Below are 26,656 nucleotides of genomic sequence, written 5' to 3'. Positions count from 1 at the left end.
TTATTATGTATTCCTTTATCGGAATTATTTCACCTCTTCGAAATCAGCATCCTGAATATGCTCTTCCTGTCCGCCATTGCCTTGTGCGCCATTGGCTTGACCGGCATTCATATCGGGACCTGCCTGAGCACCACCTTGTGCATACATCTCAGCACTTGCAGCCTGGAAAGCAGTATTCAACTCGGCCATTGCCGTATCGATAGTAGCCAGGTCTTGCGCTTTGTGAGCCTCTTTCAACTTAGTCAAAGCAGCTTCGATCGGAGCTTTCTTGTCGGCTGACAGCTTATCGCCCAACTCTTCCAATTGCTTTTCGGTCTGGAAAATCATGCTGTCGGCTTGGTTCAGCTTATCAATCTTCTCACGTTCTTTTTTATCGGCTTCGGCATTAGCTTCGGCTTCGGCTTTCATCTTTTCGATCTCTTCTTTGCTCAAACCGCTCGAAGCTTCGATACGGATTGCTTGCTCTTTGCCGGTTGCTTTGTCCTTGGCAGATACTTTCAAGATACCATTTGCGTCGATATCGAATGTTACTTCAATCTGAGGAACACCACGACGGGCGGGAGCAATACCTGCCAGGTTGAACTGACCGATTGACTTGTTCTGTGCAGCCATCGGACGCTCGCCTTGCAATACGTGGATGGTTACCTCGCTTTGGTTATCGGCAGCAGTCGAGAAGGTTTCGCTCTTCTTGCAAGGAATCGTTGTATTCGATTCGATCAGCTTGGTCATGACACCACCCATTGTTTCGATACCCATTGACAATGGAGTAACGTCGAGCAATACCACACCTTTGATTTCGTCTGTCAATACAGCACCTTGAACGGCAGCACCTACGGCTACTACTTCGTCGGGGTTCACACCTTTTGAAGGAGCTTTACCGAAGAATTTCTCAACCAATTCCTGTACGGCAGGGATACGTGATGATCCACCTACCAAGATTACTTCGTCGATATCTGAGTTGCTCAAACCTGCATCGCTCATCGCTTTCTTACAAGGTTCCAAACAAGCCTGAATCAATCCGTGAGCCAATGATTCGAATTTAGCACGAGTCAATGTCTTCACTAAGTGCTTAGGCACACCGTTTACCGGCATGATATAAGGCAGGTTGATTTCTGTGCTGTTTGAAGAAGAAAGTTCAATCTTTGCTTTTTCGGCAGCTTCTTTCAAACGTTGCATAGCCATAGGATCAACTTTCAAGTCGGCACCTTCGTCGTTTTTGAATTCCTGAACCAACCAATCGATGATTACCTGGTCGAAGTCATCACCACCCAAGTGAGTATCACCATTAGTAGAGAGTACTTCGAATACACCGCCACCGAATTCGAGGATAGAGATATCGAATGTACCACCACCAAGGTCGAATACGGCAATCTTCATATCTTTGTGTGCCTTGTCCAAACCATAAGCCAATGCAGCGGCAGTAGGCTCGTTGACAATACGTTTCACTTCCAATCCGGCAATCTGTCCGGCTTCTTTTGTTGCCTGACGTTGTGAGTCAGAGAAGTAAGCAGGCACGGTGATAACGGCTTCGGTTACTTCCTGTCCCAAATAATCTTCGGCAGTTTTCTTCATCTTCTGAAGAATCATAGCCGAAATTTCTTGTGGAGTGTACAAACGACCGTCGATATCAATACGAGGTGTATTGTTGTCTCCCTTTACTACTTTATAAGGAACGCGAGCAATCTCTTTTTGAACCTGATCCCAGTTTTCGCCCATAAAGCGTTTGATTGAGGAGATCGTTCTTGTAGGGTTCGTAATAGCTTGACGCTTAGCAGGATCACCGACCTTACGCTCGCCACCATCAACGAATGCTACAATAGAAGGAGTAGTACGTTTGCCTTCGCTGTTAGCAATTACTACCGGTTCGTTTCCTTCAAATACAGAAACACAAGAGTTTGTTGTTCCTAAGTCAATACCAATAATTTTTCCCATAATGCTTTTATTATTTATATTATTATTATTCAATTTTTATAGTGACTACAAAACAAACGTTATGCCAAAAGAGTTCACCAAAAACTAACTGACATTTTTCTGCCAGAAAGGCAGATTAAAGGCTTTCTGTCACAAAAACAGAGGAAAACAAGTCAGTATTGGGCATTCATTTGCCGTATATGAGAAAGGATTTAGCCATAGAGGAGCAGGCAAAAAAAATAGGTCGAAGCTTTTTAGAGAGCTTCGACCTAAGTTATATATTATAATAAGGTAGAGTAAGGTGAATTACTTTTTAGTCAACACCAATACCAATGTGCCGTTAGCGTCATACAGTCCCATGCCACCACCCGCGAGGGTATCAAAAGACACAACTTCGTTCATTGCTTTCAGTATTTTCGACTCTGTATCCATGTCAGGACAAGCCATCATAGTAGTTGCCAAAGCGGGGAAAGAGATGGCACGTGCATTGCTGTCGTCCGTCTTGAAACCTCCGTTGATGATGTTGCAACCGGCATTACCATGAATGCTTTTTTCTTTCAGGTTAAACTCAATGAAGGGTTTAGTCTCCATACAGCAAGTCACAATAAATCTAATAACAAACTGAAAATGAATAAGTTGCAAATTTCATTTTGCCGATAGGTAACGTTTAAGAAACGAGCTAACTGCTTTGTTTTGCTTTGGTCTGATACAACTCAAAGAGCGACTTAACTATTGCAAAGGTACAAAATTAGTTCTCTCCACCAAGCGTTATCTTATTTATTTGTCGATATTGCCGTTTTGCAATGAAAAATTGAGCCACCTCCTAAAAGTGGCATTTTCTATTTATACCCATCTTCTAACGAATAGTCCCGAAGACTATTTATCTTCTTATTTTCCCCTGTCTCTCCTGTTTCATCCTCCACAAATGCGGGTTATTATCTGTCGAATCACTCATTTCGTAACAGGTGCAAAGGTATTTACGGGTTCTTAACGTGAAAACAAGGTCGAGCGGCAGAGCCGTTTTGCTGACAATCTCCACACCTCCATTCTGTCGGGTAGTATTCTCATCAAAAACCTTGTTTCCCCTAAACCCTACACCTTTATTGCCCCTGAAACGAAAATGACCGACCCGACGGAAAGACGCATAAAAAAAATGTCGGATTCACGAGAGACAGGAAAAAGTAAATGGAAACTCAACTCACTCACCTCAAGAATCCACATAAAATTATAAAAAACAACAGGACGATGAAAACAAGATATAAGATAGCAGGTTTGGCGGTGGTAGCCGTAGCAGGTTCACTCCTTTTGGGTGGTAGCCTTTGGTGGTGGTTCGCAGGGGTATTCGTAGGCAAAGCAGTAGCACGCTTACTTCTTACCGTAGCGTTGGCGGTAATACTTTACTTCCTTATCTACATTCTTATTTATGCTTCAATCATTGGCGGAATACTTTGGATATTAATCGGATAAAACATACAGCAATGAACGCACAACCTATTGCAATCAAGTTTGCAAAGTGGGATATAAGCCCACTTGAGACACTATCAAATAGCATAGTGTATCAACTTCGTGAGAAACTTAACAGAGGAGAGAAAATGAGCCGTGAGGAGAAAAATTGGCTTGCCGAGAACCTCAATCACAACAGCTATTTCAGAACAGCCGTACCGCTGATGGGATACCGTTTTGACTTTTCGGATGTTATCCGCAAATTCCTTGTCAATCAGCACGGAGGATGGAGTGAGTATTATGCACCCGATAAGACAAGCCTAAGAGAAATCCTTTATGGACGCATCAACCAAATTGTAGAAATCAATTAAAACCATACGAATATGAATTTTATGCACAACACGGGTATTATGATTGACTTTATCAATCTGACCAAAGAGGAGTTCTTGAAACTGTACAGCCACATTGCTGAACAGGAGTACGACAACACAGTAGTAATCTTTCATTTGTCATAAGATATGAGAACAAGAAGAAACAGGAGCGTAGCCCAACAATGCAGGTGTTACGAGGTAGAAAACATCTTTGAATACATGGTTAGCGTGTATATCAACGGTAATATTACACCATTCAGAGAATTATACAAGGAGTTATGCACCGATGCACAAAAGCAGTTTATCGAATATGTGTTTGAAGAGGTAAATCCAGCGTACCGATTGGAAATCATTAGAGCCACCATTTAATACCACCACAGCGATGAAAGTAATATATAGAACTATCATAATAACCTTTTCTAAAGGCATTGAGCAACTCAATGAAATATTTGAAGATGATACACAGGCATGGGGCGTTTCCACCCTCAAACAGTGGATAGACAGCTACGAAAGCACACGCTTTACGCAAATAGGAGAAAACACGGCGGTAATCACCTCTGAATACAATATGCCCTACGTTCTGGAATGGCTACAACAACATGCAACCATCACAAAACGACAGGAGGAATAGACCATGTACAAGTTATTTGTAGGGTTTCGGAAGTTGGATGAATTTCCAACCATATTAGAAGCCAAGCGGTTTGCGAGAGAATGTGATTATACAGGTGTTTTCACTCTTATAGGAGATAATTACAGGGATAGTTGGTACAAATTCAATGATAATAATAAAACAACAGCAATGAACAACAGCATTAACAAGAACGGCATATCCGTATGCCAAGCCGGAGGAGAAAAGTATGTGTATTTCAACCTCACACCCCGACCAAGACGTAAGGGACGGTATTGTCAATACGGCTACCGTGACCCGATGGACGGTGAGTTATTTGCCACCGTTGCCCCGACTTTGGAGCAATGCCGAGAGAAACGAGACAAGTGGTTGAACGCCAAAAAGAACACACAATGATAGCACAGACGATTTTACAGCAAATAGGCGGAAACAGGTTTGTCGTAATGACAGGCAGTAAGAAGTTACTTGATATGGGAAACGGTTTGAAGATGAACCTTGCCCGAAACAAGACACAGGCAAACAGGCTTGAAATAACACTCGACAGAGCGACAGACACCTACACCATGAGGTTTTACAAACAAGTAATGACCAAAGGTTTCGAGATGAAAATTACCGAGATAGCCCAACATGATACGATTTATTGTGATATGCTTGAAGAGATGTTCACATCCGTAACAGGACTATACACCAGATTATAAACCCTAATATTAATTTGTGGAGGTGCAATAAAAACACCTCCACACAAAAACAACAACATTATGAACTTACAAGAAAACAACAACATCACCAACGCTCACATCATCTACTTGTCTAAGGTTAAACCGAGCAAATTCAACCCACGTAAAACATTCCGTGATGCAGACCTCACGGAGCTTGCCGAGAGCATAAAAGCACAAGGCGTGTTACAGCCGATTATGGTACGCCCACAAGGTAACGAGTATGAAATCGTGTACGGCGAACGTCGCTACCGTGCTGCAATTCTTGCAGGATTGGAGATAATACCAGCCCTTGTACGAGACTTAACCGATGATACCGCAATGGAGTACGCCCTTACCGAGAACGTCCAACGCCAAGACGTTTCCCCCATCGAAGAGGCTACCGCCTACAAAATCCTTGTCGAAAACAACCATTACGACATGAACACCCTTATGGTAAAATTCGGAAAGTCAGAAAGCTATATCCGTAGCCGTATGAGACTAAACGCCCTTGCAGAGCCTTTCAAGGAGCTACTTTTGAAAGATGATATAAGCCTTTCGGTTGCATTGGAACTCTGTAAATACAGCCCCGAAGTACAGGAGGATATTTTCGCTGACCACTACCAAGCAGACAACTATTACAATTGGCTAAAGAAAACCTCTAAAGAAGTTGTTGGTCTTATCGAGAAGAACTACTCAACCGACCTGAATGAGTATTTCTTTGACAAGAGCAAATGTTACGATTGTGGATATAATACCGAGAAACACAACCTCTTTGCCGAAGGTAACGGTTGCGGAAAGTGCCTTCAAACCTCTTGCTTGAAAGCCAAGAATACCGCCTATATCGTTGAGCGAGCAAAGGAGTTTGTAGAGAAGAACCCCGAACTACCGCTATCCGTAACCAATCTGAATGTGTGTAAGGATGCCGTTGATATGCTGACCGAACAGGAATATGTGATAACCGAACTCAACTACTGCCGTGAGTGTCCTGTACCACCTACCGCACCCGAACAAGAGAGTTACGAAACGGAAGAAGAATATAACGAGGCGATGGGCGAATACGCAGAAAGCGTTATTGATTACCAATCCGAGTCCGCAGAGTTATGCGACCAGTACAAAGAGGGTAAAATCACCATGTACGCCAACATTGGAACGAAAGGAGTTCGTTTGGGCTATATGTTCAACAATACGAGCAATGAAGTAAAAGAAACCCCACTTGTCAAACTGACCAAGCAGGATGCACGGTTTAAAGAGATAGAGCAAGAAAAGGTTATTGCCGACACCAAAGAACTTGTAAAAGGATTAAACCCTACCGTCGGAGATTTTTCACTCCTTGAAGAACGGATTATGTATTTTGCCATGCTCAAACAGTTACGCCACGACCATATTGAATTGTTAGGTATTTCACCCCAATACAGCTACGGTTTGACCGATACGGAGCGTATGCAAGTCCTTTCCAATCTCACCGAAGAACAAAAGACGGTCATCCGCAGGGACTTTATTCAGAACACGTTGCGAGAGGCATTCCGTAATGGAATAACTGAAGGCTTATTGATGGAGTTTGCCAATCAACACGCCCCCGAAGGAGTTACGGAGATAAAAGCCAAACACGCAGAGGTGTACGATAAACGCCATGCACGGATAACCGAAAAGATAGAGGCTATTCAAGCGGAACAGGTGCAGACAGAGCCGGAAACGGTAGCCGAACAGCCTGCACAGGAGGACAATCCATTTGCGGATTAACGATAAGGACGGGCGGAGAAAATCCGCCCGCTACTTTTTACGGTGAGTCTTTAGGACGGTCAAAAAGTAGGAAAAAACCACTTTCAAACCTTTCGACCTTTATGAAGGACTACTTTTATCATGAGCCTTTAGGCGGTACAAAAGTAGCAAAATACCACCATGAAACTTTCAATTATAATCTATTGGCTACGCTTATTTTGGTAGTATCCTGTTTTTTAGTTGGGCGTAGCACGCTGACACACTTTCCCACACGGTCGGCTCATCCATACCGGGAAACCACACCTGACAATCGTTCGAGAGCAGGGATGCACGAAGTTCTAAGCCGTTGCCCATCACAATATGCAGCACCCCACATTTACTCTCCACCTCTGCAATCTGTTCAAAGGCAATGATAAGCGGCTTATCATCCCGTCTGTGAATGAGGATACCCTCCTTGCAGTAACAAAACCCTTGAATGCGACTGTATGGCTGAAAGGCTTGTTTTGCGAGGCTCTCGTTGGCGAAGTATTCGTATAACATCCCACAAATGTTGATGCTGTTGTGTCCTGCATCTTGGGCACGGTCGTGAGTGTACTTCGTGTTGCCTGCTAATCCATCATAATAACATATCATTGCAGTACTGTTATCTACCAGATAATCATTTCTTCGTAGATACTGTCCCTTATCGGTGTATGCTTCGGCAAGTACTACCGTTGCATCGGCTCGTTCCCAGATATATCTGTAGCTCATTTTATCAACGGCGCTGTATCGCTGTTCCTGTCCGATAAAGGGGGCGACCATTACTAATTGAATATCGGTATTTACCCGCTTGAGTTGCAGAACGGCATTGGCGGCAACAAGGTCGAATCCTTCTGAACCGCCTGTTAGAAAAGTGTTGTAGCCCTGTTCATAGAAGAGCTTGACAGTACGGTAAACTTCTGTGGTGATAACATTTACGAGGTTTTTATCCTCTGTTAGATGTTGAATTTCTTGGCTGCGATAGCCTGTGAAAGTGACTGTTTTGTTTTTGTTGATTCTCATTGTGATTGGTTTTTACGATTAGATTTTCTCGCTGAAACCATCCACCTCTGCAAAATAAAGAAGCACGGTACTCAACAAGTCCGTATCGTAGGTATCGCCAGACACCCTCACCACAAACAAGTCGAGCCCGTGCTAATTTGATATAGCATGGACTTTCCCTATTTGTTTTGTGGTGATTAAAACTGGCGATTTTACGATACAAAACAAACAGCATTAAGCCGTTATAATATATTTCTTATCTTTTTATTTGCTCATAGGCATTTGAATTATTGTTGATTGAGTACAAAATTAATAAATAGTTCCGAACATATCACAATTAATCAGCAGAATTATCGTCGTAACGCAAAAGTCCGTCGATTATAAACCGACGGACTTTGAATGTTTTGTTTCCGGTTATCTATTCTGCTGGCTCTTCTTTATCAGAGTCATTTGCAAAAGAAATTTCGAGTTCGTAGTGCTGACCTTGATTGTCTGTTACATAGATTGTTATCTGTTGTTGGTCAGTGCATTCGGAAGTGTAGTAGAGCCGGAACGTTTCTTTTTTCAACGGATAGGTATCATTGGGCAGAAAGATTGTACCATCGTCCATTTTTAGAGTACCAAGACCATCAAATTGAAAATATCCAATTCTAAACTCCGCCTCCTTGTAGTTGCCGGATTTATTTAACTGACACCTGATTTCAGCGGTTTCATTCTGTTTAATACGCTTTTGGATAGGCATTGTACTTAGTGAGAAGTCGTATGCCTGTTGAATGTCGAGTTTGTCATCACACGAGCATAAAAGAGTACCCATACAAGCGACAATAAGGATTATAAATGCTATTTTCATTGCTATATCCATTTTAATTTATGATTATTTTTAGTCCTGCACCAAATACTGTGTGGAATTTTCCAATGCTACTGCCCCGGAGTATGCGTTCCCTTGCGTTTAGTAGCAGCACCACACGGTCGGACAGGTAGGTTTCGAGTTCGAGGGTGATTGCTCCACCGTAGATAAAGGCATCTTGGTTGCGGATGGTTGCACCGTCAGGTAGGAGTTTATTGCCCCAGTTACTTGTTTCGTAACCCGCCAATGCAGAGCCACCGATCGAGAGAAAAACCGTTTTAGATGGGTCAGAAAGAAATTTCATATAATAGCCACCCTCTGCTGTAATCTGTGCCTTTGGGATAGAGATATTTTTGTAGGCGTACTCTTTAGAGAGATATTCCGCTCCGAACACCCAGCGGTTCCCGTTTTTGGTGTAGGTTGAAAGTCCTATTCCCGTGTAGTAGTTCAATGGCTTTTGAATACCATCCACCAAGCCACCCCTTAATTCCAGTCCACGCATACCCGGCAGGTAGCGTTGGGCGTTTGCCTGCCCGGTCAGGGCAAGCAACGCTACAATAATGAATAACCAACGCTTCATCTTACTTTACTTTTAATTCGTTAATAACTCTGGCACGTACTATGTCTTCGTTCTCAATGACGAACGTTTGGTGTCTGCCACCAGACTTCTCGTGAAGCTCCACTACCAACTGTTTATCTTCGGGAATGGTAAACTTATCCATCGTAAAGATTGTACGCTCATCTTTGTTGCCTGCAATTCGGGTGGCGTAGTTGTAGGCACGGAGCGGAAAAATTACTTGCTCCTGAATGGCGGTACGCTTGGCAACCTTTTTATCCACGATTTTGAAAGTCACGAAATCCACGTCGAACGGTACGTTGGATGAGTTTTTAATCTGGGTATGGAAATACAATAACCCGTTATGTGTGTACAATCCTCTCAAAAGATATTGAATACCAAAACTCTTCGCTCCGATATGCTTTATCTCCCTGTCATTGTTCTTATGGATGGACTTCATAATCAGGTGCACCAGTTTGGGCGATTTACTGCCAAGTTCCGTCAGGTACACATCCAGCGCATTATTCGGACGATTGACCGTACTGCCATCATGGATAAAGTCCTTCATCTCAATATTGAGCAGCAGCGGTTCATCGGCATATTTGACATTGAACGTATAAAATGAGCCGCTTTCGGTAATGACCGAAAAGTTGGTTTCAGTGCGGAAATTCTTAACTGTGGCTTTCACACGGATTACATTTTCCGCTCCGTCCGCCTTGCCTGCTATCAGATTGGGTGAACCCAAGTCCACATACTTCACTGCAGAGGGGAAAATTATGTGTACCGTTTTGTCGTAGGTCACTTCTATACCGTGTGGCGGTATCATACGGTCATAGGTTACTTTCTTGGTCAGACCATGATAGAGGTCGCCTGTTGATTCTTGTGCGTTTGTCGCACCAATTACGCCCAACATAAGGGCAAACATTACAAATACTTTTTTCATTTTTACTTTGGATTTTAGTGGTAGGCAACATTGCCCGATTAATAATTGATTGAATTACTATGAACTAATTTTTGTCTTGATACAATAGGATGTTATACCCTGCTTTGAGGTGGACTTTTACTACCTTCATCTTCTTGGAGATATACTGTGATGCCCCTTGTATCGCTCCCTTTCCGAGTTCAGTCAGCAGTTGGTCACCCGCACCCTGATTGGTTATCGAAACGCTTGTGCCGAGTGATGCCCCCATATTGGCGGCAACCTCTTTCACGGCGTTTAGCTCAATAGAGCCGGGAATAAAAATCCCCTCCTGCCCATCTGAATCGTAAACTGCCAGCTCTATAGGTATTATCGTTCCGGCATATTCCAACGAGGTAATGTCAATGCCAAGCCTGTCGCCTTGCACTTTACCCATGCCTGTCACAAGGGCGTTGCGTGGGATAACCATCTCTCCGGCACGCATCGGTTCGAGTAGTCGAAGTCGGACACTCTGCCCGTCAATAATGGTTTGATTATCGTGTACACACGCCTTGATGGTATTTTTATCCATTTTATTAGGTGTGCCGACTGCCGTATGAAATCCCATGTTTCGCTCTTTCGAGTATTCGGCGATGAAAGTCGAATCACTCATCGGCTGTGAAAGGGTGGTTACAACCGAAGTCGTAACCTGCCCCACGGGATTAATCAATGCTTTTCCGTTCTTGACCGTTTCCGGTGCTTTGCCCTCTACTGTTGGCTGCTGCACTCCGCCCATTGGCAAACCTTGCGGTTGTCCCTGCGGCATATACTTCGCTGCCAGCTGGTAGGATTTTTCGAGTAGTGCCATCTGGTCAACGGCTACCTCTTGCTCTGTCTGCTGCTTGTTGTACGCCATCTCCCGAAGCTCCTCTATCTCCTTACGCATATCCTCCTTTTCGGGGTCTACTTTGGGTTGTTCGTAGAAGTTGCCCAACGTGCGATTGATGTCCTTGTAGGCGTTATTGGAGCTTTTAATAGTCTCGTAAGGTCTTTCACTACCTCCGCCACCACCGTAACTCCGTTGCGGTTCTTCATCAATCGGCACTACCGGCTCCGTTTCATCTCCAAACATTGAGGCGAGGTCTTGCATCTGTCGCTGGCGTGCGTCCTGCTTCTGCTCTATTTGAGCCTGCTCGTAGGCGGTCTTCTTGTCGTCCGCCATCTGCTTATTGGTCGGCGATGGAACATCTGTGTTGTAACCTTGCTGTTGCTCTTTCTCTTGCTCATCTTTGGCTGACGGCTTGAAAATAAGCCACATTGCCACACCGAAAAGGATGAAGATAATCGGTAGCACAATTCGTTTTTTATTTCGTTGCCGCTGCTCTTCAGTTTTTTCTTTCTTGGGTTCAGGCTCATTTCGAGCCTTGATTTCAATTTTGTTCTCTTCCATCATTGTAAAATTTTAATTGATTAATACTATCTTTTTTTTGCAGTTCGAGCATCTGGATATGCTCGATTTCTATTTGCTGTCCCTCGTTTTTTCCGATATTGTAAATCGCACTCACGAAGATGTAGATAGAGGTGATGCCAAAGAAAAGAAACATTGTCAGCAATACAGCCAACCGCTTTTCGGGTGTTATCCGACCACACAGACGGCGGAGATTGTCATCCACCCAATCCTGTATTCTTACGATATACTTTCTCATCGTTTCATTACTTTAATATCCTTATTTTCCACAATTTCAAAGGCTTCAATGGTGAAGCCATGCGGATTATTATCACTTCTCACTGAATTGAGTAGATTACACCTTGTAATCAAACTTCTCTCGGTTATATTACTTTCACGGATTATCATCTGACGGGCGTAAGTGATTGCCTTGTAGGGATAGTGGTCAAAATCGCACGAGATACTATCTACCTGTAAAGATTGATTCACATTTCCTGCAATAATACGATTATAATAACCCTTTTCCGAAAAGTCGTTGTAGTAGATAAAGGCACTCTTGTCAGCAAGTTGCAATGCCCGTTTGATGTTATTTTCTATCGCACTTTTGTCGGGCGAGAGCGTAAAGAACAACTCGTGAAACCGTTTTATGTGTTCCCTTGCTTCGACTGGTCGGTTTTGAGACAAGTCCTGCGAAAGGGCGAGCATTAACGATTTACCACCGTCCAGCACATAAATCTTCTGTCTTTGTGCTTCGGCAAAATTGTAGGAACTCCAAATGGAGTATCCTGCAATGCCTACACACAAGCAAATGAAGATGATGGCGAAGAGTCGGATCTGTTTGAAACTACTCTCGATGTTTTTTAATGACTTAAATTCCATATTCTGTTTTTATTAAATTAATTGCCTGCGGTGGTTCACCACTATTTACCAAGTAATCTACCACCTATGTTTCCGGCTGCTGCACCTGTTGCCGCTCCTGCTGCTCCGCTGACTTTTCCACCCGCATAAGACGCTGCATTGTTTACATTCTTACCATAGTTCCCACCACCTCCAGCTTGGATAATCCACCCTGCAACAGTTGGGATGGTAAAGTAGCCAATGATACCAATTATCATAAATACCAGAAATACACTATTGCTGGCATCAGGTGAGAAGGCGGGGTTACTCTCCATCTCCTTAATATCGTTTTGGAGCATCAAAATTTGGATTTTGGCAAGCACCGAACTGAATAGATCCGATACAGGTAGCCACAGGTAGACACTTATGTATCTCGTTATCCACTGTGTCATAGTGGATTGAAAACCATCCCAGACCGAAATAGCAAAGGCGATGGGACCGAGAATCGCCAAAACGATTAAAAAGAATGTACGTATCGTGTCGATGAGCAGGGCGGCAGCGGCAAAAAGAAGTTCCAATAGGTATCGAAAACCATCCCTGAATGACTTTTGCATATTGTACATGCTTCGCTCAACATACATCCCACCCATCGTGGCTATATCTTTCACGCCCCAGCCCAACTCTTCGATTTTCTTATCAAACTCTTCATTACTTACTAAGTAAGCCGTTTCGGGGTTACGCATCATCGCCTCGTGTTCGAGCTTATCTTTCTGTTGCTGATATTTATTCATATCAAAGGTCTGTGTTTCCAGCATCTGGTGCGTCCCTTGAACAACAGGACTCATAACCCCGTTAATCGTTCCCAGCACAATGGTAGGAAAGAACATAATACACAAGCCAATGGCAAAGGGTCGGAGCATCGGGTAGACATCAATCGGTTCGGCTTGTGCCAGTGAGTGCCATACACGCATCGCCACATAGAACAATGCTCCGAGTCCTGCTATCCCTTTAGCCACCCCTGCCATATTCGAGCAGAGGGGCATCATCTCTACATATAGATTTCTTAAAATCTGGTGTAGGTTTTCAAATTCAACGGCTGCTAATATCATGGCTTACCAATATCTGTCGTTAGCATTGCCGTAGAGAGCCATAACTCGAGCGGTATCGCCTGACTTCTTTGAGCGTAGATAGCTAACGGCAATATTCTTATTGGTGTAGTAACCCACTAAGCTGCGATAGCTCTTTACGTTATTATAGATACCATTAATCATATCCATCCGTTCCTTGTCGCTCATCGAGAGGGTACTTATATTCACGATTCCTTTGAGTTCAGTCAGCAGTCCGGCACTCTCTTCGAGAAGTTTGGTATAGCCAAAGGCGATTGCCCCCAATTCCTCAACGGTGTAGTTCTTATCCCGCATCATACGTTGGAAGTTTATCACGTAGACATCCGATATTTCGCCCACCATCAAGATGGTTTGTTGAACCTTACGGGCATCTTTGACCAAATTGTTTACCGACTTCAGGGCATCGTAATATTTTTTCCCTTGCTCATACACCTTTACTGTTTCCTTAAAATTCGACAACATATTACTGGCAGTCGATGAGGTCTGCACGATGTTTTTTGTAGCATTGACAATCCCTTGTGCCAAGTTAGCTGGGTCAATCACCGCCCATTGGGCTTTCGCACTGTATGTACAGAGCATTAAGCTCATACATACCATAAGAGTTTTTACTTTCATTTTACTATGGATTTTAGTGGTTTGTTACTTTTCGCTTGCTCTGGTATAGTCGCCATTTGGTGAGAAGGTCAGCACATCGGTAACCTCATTATATGCTATATCAATCCGAAACCCTGTATTGATAAACAGGTTGTCATTCTCTTGTACAATCAAAAATGTTTCGGGCTTAATCTTTCGAGTAACGCTCTTTTTTCGGAACAGGGTAAGTTTGAAAATATCGCCCTCTTTGAAAATTAGTACGTCGGGTTTTCCGGTGGTGCTGACCCAGTTACCACATATTTCACCTATATCTACCTCTTTTATATCACCACAAGCGGTCAGGAAAATGGTCGTAATGGCAAGGGTACATTTCGCCAACTGTAATAGTTGCTCTTTTGAAATTGTATTCATTTTGATTGGTTTTATTTTTTACTTCGTTTTTGGTCTGCAAGTTGTTTTATCGCCGTTTCAATATCTCCGCCGAGCTTTTCGGATAGGTTCATAACTTCCATCTTTTCAAGTTCTTCAGTGGTGTACACAAGGTACTCTTCCGCCGAAACTTCTGTGGCATAGACGGCTGACTGTGTTCCGCCCAGTCCGATCCACACCTCTTTATATAGTCGGCTCGGATTATTTGCCATATTGATGGAGAGTATCTGTGCTCGCTCTTTGTCGGTAAGTCCCAATAGGGCTTGAATAGCATCGAACTTGTTCATGTACTTTCGTTGGTCGAGGAGAATTTTGCAATCAGAATTATTGATGATTGCTTCTTTAACCACGGGACTTGAAATAATATCGTCCACCTCCTGTGTTACAACTATCGCTTCACCGAAATATTTACGAACTGTTTTGTACATATAGCGAAGATACTCTGCCATATTAGCAGATGAAAGAGCTTTCCAAGCCTCCTCCACGATAAGCTGTTTTCTGACACCTTTCAGTCGTCGTAGCTTGTTGATAAAGGCTTCCATTATGATGATTGTTACCACAGGGAAAAGCTCTTTATTTTCCTTAATCGCATCAATTTCAAAGACTATGAAGCGTTTAGAGAGTAGGTCGATGTTCTTATTAGAGTTCAAAAGAAAGTCAAATCGTCCACCACGATAATACTGCCTGAGCGTTGTCAGAAAGTTGTCGATATTAAAATCTTCTTTATCTACCTTTATATCCCTATGATCTAAATCTTTGCGATAGACATCCCGCATAAATTCATAGAAAGTATTGAAGTTTGGTGTAATAGTTCGGTCTGCCTTTATTCTATCAATGTACGCCGTTACTGCACTTCCCAGCTCGCCAGATTCTGTCTTGGATATTTGGGCATCTTCACTCTTCCATAGGGTGAGCAGCAATGTTTTGATACTATCCTTTTTCTCTACATCAAAGATGTAGTCGTCCGTATAGAATGGGTTGAATGAGATAGGCTTCTCTTCGGTGTAGGTGAAATAAACACCATCCTGCCCGTGCGTCTTTCGGTTTATCATCTCACAAAGTCCTTGATAAGAATTTCCGGTGTCGATGAGTACCACGTGCGTCCCCTGCTCGTAATATTGGCGTACAAGGTGGTTCATAAAGAATGATTTTCCGCTGCCGCTTGGTCCTAAAACAAATTTGTTTCGGTTGGTTATAATTCCCTTTTTCATTGGCAAATCGGAGATATCTAAGTGCAGCGGCTTACCGCTTACCCTATCCACCATCTTAATACCAAAGGGTGAAGGAGAGTTTTTGTAGTTAGTTTCTCCTGTGAAAAAGCACAACGCTTGTTCGATGAAGGTGTAAAAACTCTCTTCCGCAGGAAAGTCGGCAGCATTGCCGGGAATGGCTGCCCAGAATAATGTTGGTGCATCCACCGTATTGTGTCGGGGCTTACACTCCATAAGAGCCAACTGGCTACCCACATCATTTTTGATGTGTTTGAGTTCCTCTTTATCGTCACTCCACGACATCACATTACAATGGGCACGGATAGAAGTCAGTCCATAGCTATGAGCCTCATTTAGATACTGTTCTATCCATTCTTTATTAATTTGGTTGCTTCTGCTATACCTCGATAGAGAGTGCATATTCCTTGCGGCTTTCTCAAAGTTTTGTAGGTTCGCCGCACTGTCATCTATAAATAAGTATTGATTATAGACGTGGTTACATGATAGCATCAACCCAACAGGTGAGGCAAAGGATAAGCGGCAGTCGCTGCGATCGGTCGAAAGTTTTTCGTATCGCATATCGGTAGCCACCGTACTGGGCAAATCCTCCACATCCGAAAGGGTGTGCATACAGAGATAGTTATCCCCGATACGCATTCCGTCGGCACTCATCGCTATATCTTCGAGCGTAGTGGTGTCGGTTTGGGACAACGAGAAATGTTTTTCGATAACTCCTGCCTGCGTGTCCGTCCCGACGATTTCGTCGGTGGTCAGGCGATGCAGTTTCACAAAACCACTATCATTCATAATGCTTTCAAACTGTCCGACTGCCTCCAAAAACTTTGTTATCGCTTCCTTATCCTTAATTTCTTTGGGGATAATGAATCCACGACAAAGGGTCGAAAAATTGCTTTGGGTACGACTCCGCTCTTTGGTGGTTTTGGTCAGGAACAGATAACAGATATGGTTCAAAAAGGGGCGTTCATTGAAATGACGTTCAAATGAACGGGATAGAAAACTCATATCTCCGTCAATTTTCGGGGTGTAGCTCTCCTTTATATACCAATCCTGTTTGTACACTATACTATAATCCGGCAGCACCTTTACTGCCTTGACCCATGAGCCATGAATGGCTTCATACTCTGCCGAGGTGACGGTGTAGAGTTCGGGTAGTTCTACCCGAAACCCTACCGTTATATCGGCATCCTTGCTCACGATTACATCGTGTTCCACTGAGAGTAGCGGAAACTTACTCTCTAAGGTGGTTGCTTTTAATGTTTGTCTCATATCTTCTTACGTTTGATTAGTCGAGGGAATTTTCGGCGGTTGATGATGTACTTGGGATGGCTCTTGGTGGCGGCTACTTTCATTAGCCCATGTTCACCATATTTGGCGTTCAGAGCGAAGGTCTGCCACACCAGAACTGATGCGGCAACCACCCCGAAACCAATACATACCCATTGGTTGATACCAACCATGTACATGATTACAAAAAGGACGAAAGTCGCCAGCAGTCCACCCACGAAGATGAACAAATATTGACTTTTCAGCCCTTTGAACTCAACCGATTTTCCAATCCCTCTATTGATTGGAAACTCTGCCATAACCTTATATTATAAGAAGAATGAGCGGAGAATGGTAGCGGCTACAATCAGGAAGATACACGCACCGAACCACGAGGCTGCGGTCTTTGATGTATCGGGGTCGCCCGAAGAAAACTTCCCATACACCTTAACTCCACCAATCAAACCCACGACGGCTCCGATGGCATAAATAAGTTTGGTAGCAGGGTCAAAATATGATGTCACCATATTGGTGGCTTCGGAGATACCCGCCATGCCGTTTCCCTGTGCCATTGCGGAGGATGCAGCCAAGATGCAGGCTGCCGAGAATAAAATCTGTTTCTTAGTCATAAAATGATTTCTGATTTGTACCGTGAGGTTGGATAATCCTCACGGCGGTTAATACTGTTTTTACTTTTGGATTTTAGTGGAGGCACTCATCGCACTATCCATAATCAATTTTTCTCATCTTTTTAATTTATGTAGTTTCTAATATCAAAGTCACCCGCCACCCCTGTGGTTTCGGCGAAAGGGTTCTCTTCCGTTATCCTCGCCTTGGATCGTCTCTCGAAGTAGGAGCATATCAGTTCATCAACTCTCTGTGATCGCTGCGGCTCACTTCGTAACTTATCCACGATGTCGTTGCCCTCGGACTGATGCAGTAGCTCTCCGGCTTTCGCTATCTGGTCTGGGGTAGCATCTGTGCGACTAATCACACTCAACGCCTCTGCCCATGCCTCCCAATTAACACCATCGCCTACCGCTAATTCCACTTTCCCGTCGGCAGCAGGTATGATTTCCTCCGCCTCTTCCCCAAGATTAGAGTTATCATTTTCCACTGTCTCTGGATCGTACTCCAATGACACAACTGGTATTTCCAACCCTGAGAACTCCTCGTTCGACTCCTCATAATGGAGTGGTTCGGGTGACTCGTTTTTCTTATCGGGAGCAAATATATGTTCTTTATCCATAGCTTGTTCCGCTTTCGGATAAGTGGATACATTTGTCTGCTTTTGTCCTACCTCATAGCGACACTTACCTAATAATTGTTCCCCAGAGAGGTGTCGTTTTGGTTTCTTAGGAAGCGTTTTTTTCTTTGGTCGAAGTCTACGATACACCGCATCACCGACAAGCCATATCCCGTAGGACAGACAGGCGACAATCAGTATTTCCCACATAACTTGCCTACTATTTGCTCCATCTCTTGCATAAAGCCCCGAAGTTGTTCAATGCAGGGCAACTGTTTGTCAAAAGGGAATAGGGTACTGACACATATATCTTGCTTTTTGGAACAGAATATGTCTTTTTGGTAGTGGCAACTATACGATAAAGTGGAGTTTAGCAAAGTCGTTCCCGTGTCAGCAGCCAAGGCTTCACACGCTGTTGTAAACTCAATCCCGTCCCAATTATTGACCCTGTTTCGGAGCAGATACATTGCCTTAATCTTTCCTTTTCCCGTGGTGATAACGAGCTGATTAATCGCCTCGACAAAAGATTGCAAAGTATTAATATACATCGTTCCGCCCATAAGCGGAAATACGATACACTCCATCTCCGCAAAGAGTGACACTGCTTTACCACTCATAATGTTCGGCATATCAAATAGAATAATATCAGCCCCTTGTAGCTTTTCCGCCTCTTCGATAGCCGTCTCCACCCTTGTATTGATGACAGGATAGGCTTTCTTGTTCTTGGCGGTAAATTGCTTCTGGGCTTTACGGTTATAGTAATTGTCTTTAGTTATCTTCTCTATCTCATTTCGACGCAAGAAGTCTAAGCCGTATTCGGGATAGCAACAATCTATCACCGCTACATTATATTCTTTTGTATAGTGCAGATAACTCGCCATCAATGTGGTTAGGGTTGTTTTGCCAACTCCCCCTTTGGGCGAGGCAAATGTTATATAAATTGGTTTTTGCATTGCTTTTTATTTAATATATCGTGAATAATCATAATCTCCTGACTTCGCTATTTTAGGGGCTTGTTCCACTATGTTGTCAAATAAGCCCTTTATCCGTTTGCCTACCACGGCATTGATTTCATCCATAAACGGTGTATCTTTCAGCTTGTAGAGGGTTTTTGCGGTAGCTATCTCATCTGTTATTGATGCCGCAGTATTTGACAAAGTGCGACCCATTACTTCCAGCTCCTCGGCGCTGACCTCATCGGAAGAGTTATACTCTTTTCCCTCAATATTGAGGGAAATAAAAAGAGTCTCTCCCTGTACTTCATTATCCGATGTTTCCTCTTTCGAGATTTTATCCGGTGTGGTGTCCGCCACCGTCTCAGCGCCTTGCTCTTTGCCCATATCCGTAGTAACTGTCGTTATAGCCTCCTGCTTCACAGGTTCAGACACGGGAGTGATGACGGGAATGGCTTCTGGTTTTGTCGCCGATTTTGTCGGCTCTCGTATTTTTATCTCGATAATACGATTACCCTCTTTTCTGCTTCTAAAAAAGGTTTTCATATCCTTATAGAAAGCTACAATCCGAAGGTAATACTTACTAATAAAGAGAACGATGTGTACACTACCGACGTATGCCATTCCAACAAGGACTAATATTGTGATTATCTGCTTCATCGCTACAATGGTTTTTGGATTTTACTTTCATACAGAGTGTTTATCTCATCTTTGTACATCTCAAAATGGTGCAGGATGATATTTTCTACATAGATGCCTATGGTTATCTCCTGTTTCTTCATCGACATAACTATCTCTGCTAATTTTTCTTGTACCTCTTTAGCTACATAGATGGTTTTGCGTTCTTTTAGGTCGTTCTTGAAAATGAAGAGCGTTTCGTAATCCCCTTTAGACACTGTTTTTCTTTTCGCCCGCTCAACTGTTATGGGAGGTTCTTTTTTGTGATCCACCTCCTGCGGTCGCTCTTGTGGCAGAGGGATGCTCTCTTCCGGTATAGGTTCGTCATCGTCCAATTGGAAACCTTTTGCTATCATTTTCTGCATTTTCAAGGCATCTACTTTTTTACTCTCCATTATCGACAATCTTTACGGTAGTTAAAATCTCATCTATCAATTCTGCTAATCGGCTACCTTTGAGCAATACACGGGAAGCGGGGAAAATCGTGGAACGAAATAGGATTGCTCCATCGTCGGCTCCTTCTTTTTTGTACTTCGTCGTATTGGGGACGAACGTTTTAAGAATAGGCATATCCAAATCTCTGATAATCGCTTCATAAGCACCGTATAGGTTCGTTTTCTCCCGACCGTCCACCATATTCCAGAAAAGATAGATACCATTACATGAAGTTTCGGGGTCGTTCACAATCAAGGTCTTTACTACTGTGGCAAAAGACAAGGTACTCTCCAATGATATTCTATCGGCAGCGATGGGGGTGAAAATGTAGTTCATCTGTGAAAGAGTCTCCAATACGGCGGGATTATTTACGCTGCCCGGCAGGTCGAAGAAGATAAAATCAAACTCGACATCGCTCTTTGCTACTAATTTTTGAACGGAACTTATGCACTTCTCTGGAGAAGTACATAAAATAGGATAGGTGGCTTTTTCTATTTTAGAGAATTGTGCCATAGCCAGCTCGTGTAGAGCAACATTGGTATCTAACAGCGTAATATCTCTATTACGCATCATATTGATACTGTGCTGTGGGTAATCGCAATCCACCACCGCCACGTTGTACCCTTTCAGGTAGTGGAGATAACTTGCCGCCAAGACCGTAAAGGTTGTTTTGCCTACGCCACCCTTCTGAGTGGAGAAAGCGATAAATACTGGTTTCTTTTTCATCTTCTTATTTTTTAATTAGTTAAACATATATCTCTTCGCAGGTATGCACCTGCATCTATTTCTATTTTCGCACATTTGAGCTTTCGCTTGTTTATACCGTCGCATATTTGCCCTCTTATACATTTATGCCTACGTTCTTTCATGCCTTCGCATGTTTGAACCTGCGTTCGTTCATCTATATCTTCGCCCATTTCTATATTTATCCATTCGTATCTTCGTTCGTTTCCATCTTCGTCCGTTCATACATTCGCATATCTGAATACTCGCTCATTTGTGTCCTCGCCGACCTATACTTTTGTTCGTTTGACCCTTCGTTTGAATCTTCGACGGAACAAATATATAGGCATCTTTTAGAACAAACACCACGCTTTTGCTAACTGCGTACATTTGTCTCCGCTATGGATATATTTGTCTCCGATTGTCCTAATCAATTATCCATCAATAGATAGTAATTTTGCACCCAAGCTGACAAACCAATCATTTCCGAGTAAATGGTACTACTTTCGATTGTTGGGCACACAATACCCACAATGCGGAGAAGCATTACTTTCGAGATTTCCAATATCCGTCTATCAAGACGGATTTTCTTTGCTCAAAGCAAAGAGCAAGGTATGTCTCATGCAGCACGGCGGAGCCGATGCAGCATGAAACCCTTGCTCTTGCAGAGGGCGGAAAAACCTCCGAAGTCGGTTTTTCTTTAATGAAAGTTGCACTTTACTCGAATGGTGGTTCGTCAGCGACACCACTAAAATCCATAAGTAATATGAATCAAAAAAAACGGAAGCTAAAATTCTCACAAGAGAAGACCGAATTTCGTTATTCAGTCAATTTTACCGCCACTGAGCACGCTCAATTTCTCACGATGTTCGAGCTATCGGGGCTATATTCTAAGTCCGCTTTTATCCGAGCACGAGTCTTTAACGAGAGCTTCAGGGTAGTAAAAGTAGATAGCACGCTACTTGATTACTACCAAAAGCTATCTGAATTGTTCGGGCAATTTCGTTCCATTGGGGTGAACTACAACCAAGTAGTAAAGGAATTGAAGTCCAATTTTACGGAGAAAAAGGCTCTTGCCATGCTCTTTAAACTCGAAAAAGAGACGAAGGAACTGGGTTGTATAGTCAAAGAAATCGTGTTCTTAACCAATGAATTTAGAGAGAAATGGTTGCAAAAATAAGTTTCGGAAGTTCTCTTTTTGGAGCGCTGGCATACAACCAAGAGAAGGTAGATGAGGGTGAAGGCAAGGTATTAGGAACAAATAAAGTACTTACCAACGCCGATGGCACAGTAGACATGCACGCCTGCATGAGAGATTTTGAGAGCCGGATGCCTGCCCACATCCAGACACGCAAGCCCATTGTTCATATCTCGCTCAACCCTCATCCCGACGATAGACTGTCCGATGAACAACTTGCCGTTATCGCTGCCGAGTATCTCGAAAAAATGGGGTATGGAAACCAACCTTACGTGGTTTACAAGCACGAGGACATCTCACGTCACCACATCCATATTGTTACGTTGGGTGTAGATGAACAGGGTAAGAAGATTAGCGACAGCAATAACTTCTTTAACAGCAAGAAAATCACACGAGCGTTGGAACAAAAGTACGGACTGCTACCTGCTGAGAAGCAGAAACAGACCGAAGGGTATCGCTATCGTAAAGTGAACCCCGATGAGGGAAATATCAAAAAGCAGGTAGCATCGGTCATCGTACCACTGATGAAGTTTTATAAATTTCAAAGTTTCAACGAGTACCGCTCTTTGCTCTCCCTATATAATATAGGTATGGAAGAGGTAAAGGGTGAAGTCAAAGGGAAACCATACAACGGTATCGTCTATTCGGCAACCGACGACAAGGGTAATAAGGTGGGTAATTCGTTTAAATCTTCACTTTTTGGGAAGGTTGCAGGTAATGAAGCCCTGCAAAAACGGATAGAACAATCCAAGACGGAAATAAAGGATAAGCGGTTAGGGGGGCAAACCAAACAGACAATACTGGCGGCAATAAGTAAGCACCCAGACCGTGCCGGATTGGAAAAGGAGCTATCACAAAAAGGGATTGATGTGCTGTTCCGCCAAAATGAAACGGGGCGTATCTATGGTGTGACGTTCGTAGATCATAATTGTGGCTGCGTATTCAACGGTTCACGGTTGGGCAAGGAGTTTTCGGCAAACACTTTTCAGGAGATGTTTACCAATCCTCATCCTGTCACCACACAGGTACAGTCGCATGAAGCCGTTACACCTACATTTGAGCGAGATAACTATGAACAAGAGGGCGATTCACTTATCGGATCAGTCTTAGATATGCCGATCGAAAGCCACGGAACAGATCCCGAAGAAGAGGCGTTTCGCCGTAGAATGCAACGCAAGAAGAGAAAAACAAGAGGAATTTAAAAACTTAAAAAACAAAGAAATGCAACAAGAAGATGATTTGAGAGCACTGGCGAAAATAATGGATTTTCTGCGTGCCGTGAGTATAATATTTGTCGTGATGAATATCTATTGGTATTGCTATGAAGCAATGCAACTATGGGGTATAAACATCGGTGTAGTAGATAAAATCTTGATGAACTTTGACCGAACGGCGGGGCTGTTCGGTTCTATTATCTACACTAAACTATTTTGTGTGCTACTGCTGGCACTCTCCTGTTTGGGTACAAAAGGGGTAAAAGAAGAAAAGATAACTTGGCGAAAAATCAACACTTATTTAGGTGTTGGCTTCGTCTTTTTCTTTCTTAATTGGTGGGTATTGGCTCTGCCACTACCGATGGTAGCGAACGCCGCACTCTATATCTTTACGATGGCGGTGGGCTATATCTGTTTGCTAATGGCAGGACTATATATGAGCCGATTGCTCAAAAATAGCATGATGGACGACGTATTTAACTGTGAGAACGAAAGTTTTATGCAGGAGACAAAATTAATGGAGAATGAGTATTCCATCAATTTACCTACTCGTTTCTGGTATAAGAAAAAGATGTGGAAGGGATGGATTAACGTTGTTAATCCGTTTCGTGCGACCATCGTGTTGGGTACGCCCGGTTCAGGTAAATCCTATGCTGTGGTTAATAATTTCATAAAGCAGCAAATTGAAAAGGGCTTTTCTCAATATATTTACGACTTCAAATATCCTGACCTATCGGTTATTGCCTATAATCATTTACAGGACAATAACGAGCAATATAAAGTACCTCCGAAGTTCTATGTAATTAACTTCGATGACCCACGCCGTAGTCATCGTTGTAATCCCATCCACCCCGATTTTATGACAGATATTTCCGATGCTTACGAGAGTGCCTATACCATCATGTTAAACCTTAATCGCACGTGGGTACAGAAGCAGGGCGATTTTTTCGTGGAGTCTCCAATAATTTTGTTCGCCGCCATAATCTGGTACTTGCGCATTCATGACAACGGTAAGTATTGCACCTTTCCGCACGCTATTGAGTTTCTGAATAAACGGTACGAGGATATTTTTCCTATCCTCACCTCTTATCCCGACCTCGAAAACTACCTCTCTCCCTTTATGGATGCGTGGCTCGGCGGTGCTGCTGACCAGTTAATGGGGCAAATCGCATCGGCAAAAATACCGCTATCTCGAATGATAAGCCCGCAACTCTATTGGGTGATGACAGGCGATGAGTTTACCCTTGACATCAACAATCCGGCAGAACCAAAGATTTTGTGTGTCGGGAACAATCCCGACCGCCAAAACATCTATGGGGCAGCCCTTGGATTGTATAACAGTCGTATCGTGAAACTCATCAATAAGAAGGGACAGCTCAAAAGCTCTGTTATTATTGATGAGTTGCCAACTATCTACTTCAAAGGATTGGATAACCTGATAGCCACCGCCCGAAGCAATAAAGTTGCCGTCTGTCTTGGCTTTCAGGATTTCTCTCAACTTATCCGTGACTATGGCGATAAGGAGGCGAAGGTGGTGATGAATACCGTGGGTAACATCTTTAGCGGACAAGTAGTAGGAGACACCGCCAAAACCCTCTCCGAGCGTTTCGGCAAGGTGCTGCAACAACGCCAGTCCATGACTATCAATCGTCAAGATAAATCCACCTCAATCTCTACCCAGATGGATAGCCTGATACCACAGAGTAAAATATCGACCCTCACGCAAGGTATGTTTGTCGGCTCCGTCTCCGACAACTTCGATGAGCGCATTGAGCAGAAGATTTTCCATGCCGAGATAGTGGTAGACAATACCCGTGTAACTGCCGAAGCAGCCAAGTATCAACCCATTCCCATCTTCCATGATTTCAAAGATGACGAGGGCAACGACACGATGGGGCAATGTATCAAAGAGAACTACGACCGTATCAAGTCCGATGTAAAGGGTATCGTAGAGCGGGAACTCATCCGCATCGCTGCCGACCCGGAATTGGCACACTTACTTGAAAAAAGAAATAGCTTCTTATAATACTGAAAATGTGCGGTGTATGTTGTATCTTTGTAGAATAATCGTCGTTTTTATGAATTGTATAAATCATCCTACAGTAGCTGCTGTTGCACAATGTGCCGATTGCTCAAAAGGGCTATGCCCCGATTGTGCTAATACATATAAACTGATTCTCTGTACTCCTTGTTACAACCAGCGGAAGAAAGCGGATATAATCAACAATACCTATCGTCTTGTATTATATATCGTTCTGTTTATTGTCGGTTACAGACTGAATTTTATGGCATCTAAGGGTTCGCCTGATACATATATTCTAAGTGGGTATATTATTATGGCGATACTGTCGGGCTATGTATTTGTGAATAACATTATTCGATGGAAAATGTTAGTAGGAACAGGAGTGATGTGGATGATATACTATCTTTTCAAACTCTTCTTATATGCTTTTGTCGGTTTCTTTACTGCACCATTTACAATCGGTTGGACGATATTTAAACTAATAAGAGCAATACGTAAATAAAGGATTAAAAAATGGACGGCTACCCAAAGGTGTGCCGCCCATTTTTTTCACTTTGAATGCTGTAGTGATTTCTCATCCTCTCTATCCATCCGTTCATTCAGGCGGCGACTTAGTTCATCAAGGAAGTATGTACGGCTATTTCCTTTTCTCTTTTTCATGCAAACATAACTGTTGGAACAGTCTTTGATGTCTGCACCCAAGAAGTAACCAATGTAGTCCGACAGCCCCTCCAGCGTATCATCACCATCATCTACGCATTTATAGGTATCAAGGGCGTAAATGATTTCAACAATGTCAACTATATTAGCCGTCCATTTCCTGATTTTAGCAGTCATTGTCGGTTTTTTACGTATATAGCTTTCCGCCTTATGGCTACCGCTCACATAGGTTATAGCCATATGAATGAATAGTATAGCTTTATTAAGATGGAATAGTATTTCCACATTTTCCCCCCGCCCCGTTGCTAATCGCTCGCTCTTGCAAGGAGGTCAATTCGATGTGAGTATGATTGAGTGTAAAATATAGTTTGCTGTAGTCTATCTCCGTATCGTTACACAATTCAAAAACCTTGAATGTGAAATCACGATACGAAACTTGTAAGTCTCCGTTTTTAGCACTACCTGATACCAGTTGAAAGAATAATGTTTTTGTTAATGTCTCCATT

The 26,656-nt window shown here is 43.1% G+C and carries 33 protein-coding genes and 1 pseudogene; 12 read left to right on the top strand and 22 right to left on the bottom strand.

The genetic code is table 11. The annotated features are described in order from the left end of the window. Positions 1–24: 24 nt before the first annotated feature. Both dnaK and TY03_RS16565 read right to left on the bottom strand, forming a co-directional pair. Positions 25–1,932 carry a molecular chaperone DnaK gene (gene dnaK, locus TY03_RS16570; protein WP_042372269.1) on the bottom strand — a complete coding sequence of 636 codons (1,908 nt, stop codon included), beginning with the start codon at positions 1,930–1,932 and terminating at the stop codon, positions 25–27. A 285-nt stretch (positions 1,933–2,217) separates the two neighbouring features. Further along, a pseudogene (locus tag TY03_RS16565) lies at positions 2,218–2,502 on the bottom strand (META domain-containing protein); the annotation flags it as partial. A gap of 654 nt (positions 2,503–3,156) precedes the next feature. Here TY03_RS16565 and TY03_RS16560 point away from each other — a divergent pair. Genes TY03_RS16560 through TY03_RS16530 form a run of 8 tightly spaced genes read left to right on the top strand, consistent with a single transcriptional unit; the run spans position 3,157 to position 6,791 of the window. Further along, positions 3,157–3,378, top strand: a complete 222-nt coding sequence (locus TY03_RS16560) for a hypothetical protein (RefSeq protein ID WP_042372266.1) — start codon at positions 3,157–3,159, stop codon at positions 3,376–3,378. Beyond that, positions 3,360–3,725, top strand: a complete 366-nt coding sequence (locus TY03_RS16555) for a hypothetical protein (RefSeq protein WP_042371992.1) — start codon at positions 3,360–3,362, stop codon at positions 3,723–3,725. The genes TY03_RS16560 and TY03_RS16555 overlap by 19 nt, the downstream gene beginning before the upstream one ends. 12 nt (positions 3,726–3,737) lie before the next feature. Then, positions 3,738–3,869, top strand: coding sequence for a hypothetical protein (locus TY03_RS23055; RefSeq protein ID WP_262482530.1), 132 nt, complete (start codon positions 3,738–3,740; stop codon positions 3,867–3,869). A 3-nt stretch (positions 3,870–3,872) separates the two neighbouring features. Then, positions 3,873–4,094 carry a hypothetical protein gene (locus TY03_RS16550; protein WP_042371989.1) on the top strand — a complete coding sequence of 74 codons (222 nt, stop codon included), beginning with the start codon at positions 3,873–3,875 and terminating at the stop codon, positions 4,092–4,094. Between the two features lie 13 nt (positions 4,095–4,107). After that, positions 4,108–4,356 carry a DUF6956 domain-containing protein gene (locus tag TY03_RS16545; RefSeq protein ID WP_042371987.1) on the top strand — a complete coding sequence of 83 codons (249 nt, stop codon included), beginning with the start codon at positions 4,108–4,110 and terminating at the stop codon, positions 4,354–4,356. 3 nt (positions 4,357–4,359) lie between these two features. After that, positions 4,360–4,749, top strand: coding sequence for a DUF3873 family protein (locus TY03_RS23260; protein ID WP_449374812.1), 390 nt, complete (start codon positions 4,360–4,362; stop codon positions 4,747–4,749). Beyond that, positions 4,746–5,051: a hypothetical protein gene (locus tag TY03_RS16535; RefSeq protein WP_042371985.1), complete on the top strand. Its 306-nt coding sequence runs from the start codon at positions 4,746–4,748 to the stop codon at positions 5,049–5,051. The genes TY03_RS23260 and TY03_RS16535 overlap by 4 nt, the downstream gene beginning before the upstream one ends. Positions 5,052–5,111: 60 nt before the next feature. After that, on the top strand, positions 5,112–6,791 hold the full coding sequence (locus TY03_RS16530) for a ParB/RepB/Spo0J family partition protein (protein WP_042371983.1): 1,680 nt from the start codon (positions 5,112–5,114) through the stop codon (positions 6,789–6,791). Positions 6,792–6,983: 192 nt separating this feature from the next. Here TY03_RS16530 and TY03_RS21590 read toward each other — a convergent pair whose 3' ends face one another. From TY03_RS21590 to TY03_RS16440, 18 genes are all read right to left on the bottom strand, one after another. After that, positions 6,984–7,811 (bottom strand): SLOG family protein, encoded by an 828-nt coding sequence (locus TY03_RS21590; RefSeq protein WP_052332527.1) that lies wholly within the window; start codon positions 7,809–7,811, stop codon positions 6,984–6,986. 397 nt (positions 7,812–8,208) lie between these two features. Beyond that, positions 8,209–8,640: a DUF3872 domain-containing protein gene (locus tag TY03_RS16520; RefSeq protein WP_042372263.1), complete on the bottom strand. Its 432-nt coding sequence runs from the start codon at positions 8,638–8,640 to the stop codon at positions 8,209–8,211. Positions 8,641–8,653: 13 nt separating this feature from the next. Then, positions 8,654–9,217, bottom strand: coding sequence for a conjugal transfer protein TraO (locus tag TY03_RS16515; protein ID WP_042371981.1), 564 nt, complete (start codon positions 9,215–9,217; stop codon positions 8,654–8,656). Between the two features lies 1 nt (position 9,218). Further along, a complete protein-coding gene (gene traN, locus TY03_RS16510; RefSeq protein WP_042371979.1) occupies positions 9,219–10,136 on the bottom strand; it encodes a conjugative transposon protein TraN in 918 nt (305 codons plus the stop codon). Positions 10,137–10,200: 64 nt separating this feature from the next. Further along, complete coding sequence (gene traM, locus TY03_RS16505) at positions 10,201–11,541, bottom strand: conjugative transposon protein TraM (protein WP_042371977.1); 1,341 nt, start codon at positions 11,539–11,541, stop codon at positions 10,201–10,203. Then, on the bottom strand, positions 11,522–11,797 hold the full coding sequence (locus tag TY03_RS16500) for a TraL conjugative transposon family protein (protein ID WP_042371975.1): 276 nt from the start codon (positions 11,795–11,797) through the stop codon (positions 11,522–11,524). Before TY03_RS16500 ends, traM begins: the two co-directional genes overlap by 20 nt. Then, complete coding sequence (gene traK, locus TY03_RS16495) at positions 11,794–12,417, bottom strand: conjugative transposon protein TraK (RefSeq protein WP_042371974.1); 624 nt, start codon at positions 12,415–12,417, stop codon at positions 11,794–11,796. The genes TY03_RS16500 and traK overlap by 4 nt, the downstream gene beginning before the upstream one ends. A gap of 41 nt (positions 12,418–12,458) precedes the next feature. Then, positions 12,459–13,484, bottom strand: a complete 1,026-nt coding sequence (traJ, locus tag TY03_RS16490) for a conjugative transposon protein TraJ (RefSeq protein WP_042371971.1) — start codon at positions 13,482–13,484, stop codon at positions 12,459–12,461. Positions 13,485–13,487: 3 nt separating this feature from the next. Further along, positions 13,488–14,117, bottom strand: coding sequence for a DUF4141 domain-containing protein (locus TY03_RS16485; protein WP_042371969.1), 630 nt, complete (start codon positions 14,115–14,117; stop codon positions 13,488–13,490). 24 nt (positions 14,118–14,141) lie between these two features. Next, positions 14,142–14,507: a DUF3876 domain-containing protein gene (locus tag TY03_RS16480; RefSeq protein WP_042371967.1), complete on the bottom strand. Its 366-nt coding sequence runs from the start codon at positions 14,505–14,507 to the stop codon at positions 14,142–14,144. Between the two features lie 11 nt (positions 14,508–14,518). Next, the gene (locus tag TY03_RS16475) at positions 14,519–17,023 is read right to left on the bottom strand and encodes a TraG family conjugative transposon ATPase (protein WP_042371964.1); all 2,505 of its coding nucleotides are present in this window, start codon (positions 17,021–17,023) and stop codon (positions 14,519–14,521) included. After that, positions 17,020–17,340, bottom strand: a complete 321-nt coding sequence (locus tag TY03_RS16470) for a DUF4133 domain-containing protein (protein WP_042371962.1) — start codon at positions 17,338–17,340, stop codon at positions 17,020–17,022. The genes TY03_RS16475 and TY03_RS16470 overlap by 4 nt, the downstream gene beginning before the upstream one ends. 9 nt (positions 17,341–17,349) lie before the next feature. After that, positions 17,350–17,649, bottom strand: a complete 300-nt coding sequence (locus tag TY03_RS16465) for a DUF4134 domain-containing protein (RefSeq protein ID WP_042371960.1) — start codon at positions 17,647–17,649, stop codon at positions 17,350–17,352. 122 nt (positions 17,650–17,771) lie between these two features. Further along, on the bottom strand, positions 17,772–18,476 hold the full coding sequence (locus TY03_RS16460) for a hypothetical protein (protein ID WP_042371958.1): 705 nt from the start codon (positions 18,474–18,476) through the stop codon (positions 17,772–17,774). Then, positions 18,461–19,219 (bottom strand): ParA family protein, encoded by a 759-nt coding sequence (locus TY03_RS16455; protein WP_042371957.1) that lies wholly within the window; start codon positions 19,217–19,219, stop codon positions 18,461–18,463. Before TY03_RS16455 ends, TY03_RS16460 begins: the two co-directional genes overlap by 16 nt. A 6-nt stretch (positions 19,220–19,225) precedes the next feature. Then, positions 19,226–19,879, bottom strand: a complete 654-nt coding sequence (locus tag TY03_RS16450) for a hypothetical protein (RefSeq protein ID WP_042371956.1) — start codon at positions 19,877–19,879, stop codon at positions 19,226–19,228. Positions 19,880–19,881: 2 nt separating this feature from the next. After that, a complete protein-coding gene (locus tag TY03_RS16445; protein ID WP_042371955.1) occupies positions 19,882–20,292 on the bottom strand; it encodes a DUF3408 domain-containing protein in 411 nt (136 codons plus the stop codon). Beyond that, entirely contained in the window at positions 20,282–21,058 is a 777-nt protein-coding gene (locus TY03_RS16440) for a ParA family protein (RefSeq protein ID WP_042371954.1), read from the bottom strand. The genes TY03_RS16445 and TY03_RS16440 overlap by 11 nt, the downstream gene beginning before the upstream one ends. A gap of 763 nt (positions 21,059–21,821) precedes the next feature. Between TY03_RS16440 and mobA the strand changes: the two genes are divergently transcribed. Genes mobA through TY03_RS16420 form a run of 4 tightly spaced genes read left to right on the top strand, consistent with a single transcriptional unit; the run spans position 21,822 to position 25,992 of the window. Further along, positions 21,822–22,235: a conjugal transfer protein MobA gene (mobA, locus tag TY03_RS16435; RefSeq protein WP_042372262.1), complete on the top strand. Its 414-nt coding sequence runs from the start codon at positions 21,822–21,824 to the stop codon at positions 22,233–22,235. Beyond that, on the top strand, positions 22,220–23,455 hold the full coding sequence (mobB, locus tag TY03_RS16430) for a conjugal transfer protein MobB (protein ID WP_042371952.1): 1,236 nt from the start codon (positions 22,220–22,222) through the stop codon (positions 23,453–23,455). The genes mobA and mobB overlap by 16 nt, the downstream gene beginning before the upstream one ends. Positions 23,456–23,474: 19 nt before the next feature. Further along, positions 23,475–25,493: a conjugal transfer protein MobC gene (mobC, locus tag TY03_RS16425; RefSeq protein ID WP_042371950.1), complete on the top strand. Its 2,019-nt coding sequence runs from the start codon at positions 23,475–23,477 to the stop codon at positions 25,491–25,493. A gap of 52 nt (positions 25,494–25,545) precedes the next feature. Beyond that, a complete protein-coding gene (locus tag TY03_RS16420; RefSeq protein WP_042371949.1) occupies positions 25,546–25,992 on the top strand; it encodes a hypothetical protein in 447 nt (148 codons plus the stop codon). Between the two features lie 47 nt (positions 25,993–26,039). On the opposite strand, the gene TY03_RS16415 is transcribed toward TY03_RS16420, so the two are convergent. Further along, the gene (locus TY03_RS16415) at positions 26,040–26,390 is read right to left on the bottom strand and encodes an RteC domain-containing protein (RefSeq protein ID WP_148335693.1); all 351 of its coding nucleotides are present in this window, start codon (positions 26,388–26,390) and stop codon (positions 26,040–26,042) included. 22 nt (positions 26,391–26,412) lie between these two features. Beyond that, on the bottom strand, positions 26,413–26,655 hold the full coding sequence (locus TY03_RS16410) for a hypothetical protein (protein WP_042371947.1): 243 nt from the start codon (positions 26,653–26,655) through the stop codon (positions 26,413–26,415). Between the last annotated feature and the right edge of the window lies 1 nt (position 26,656).

The organism is Bacteroides neonati (genome assembly GCF_000499785.1).
Taxonomy (GTDB): Bacteria; Bacteroidota; Bacteroidia; order Bacteroidales; family Bacteroidaceae; genus Bacteroides; species Bacteroides neonati.
Note: the sequence above shows the minus strand (reverse complement) of the source record. Positions and strands in the feature narration are given on the sequence as shown.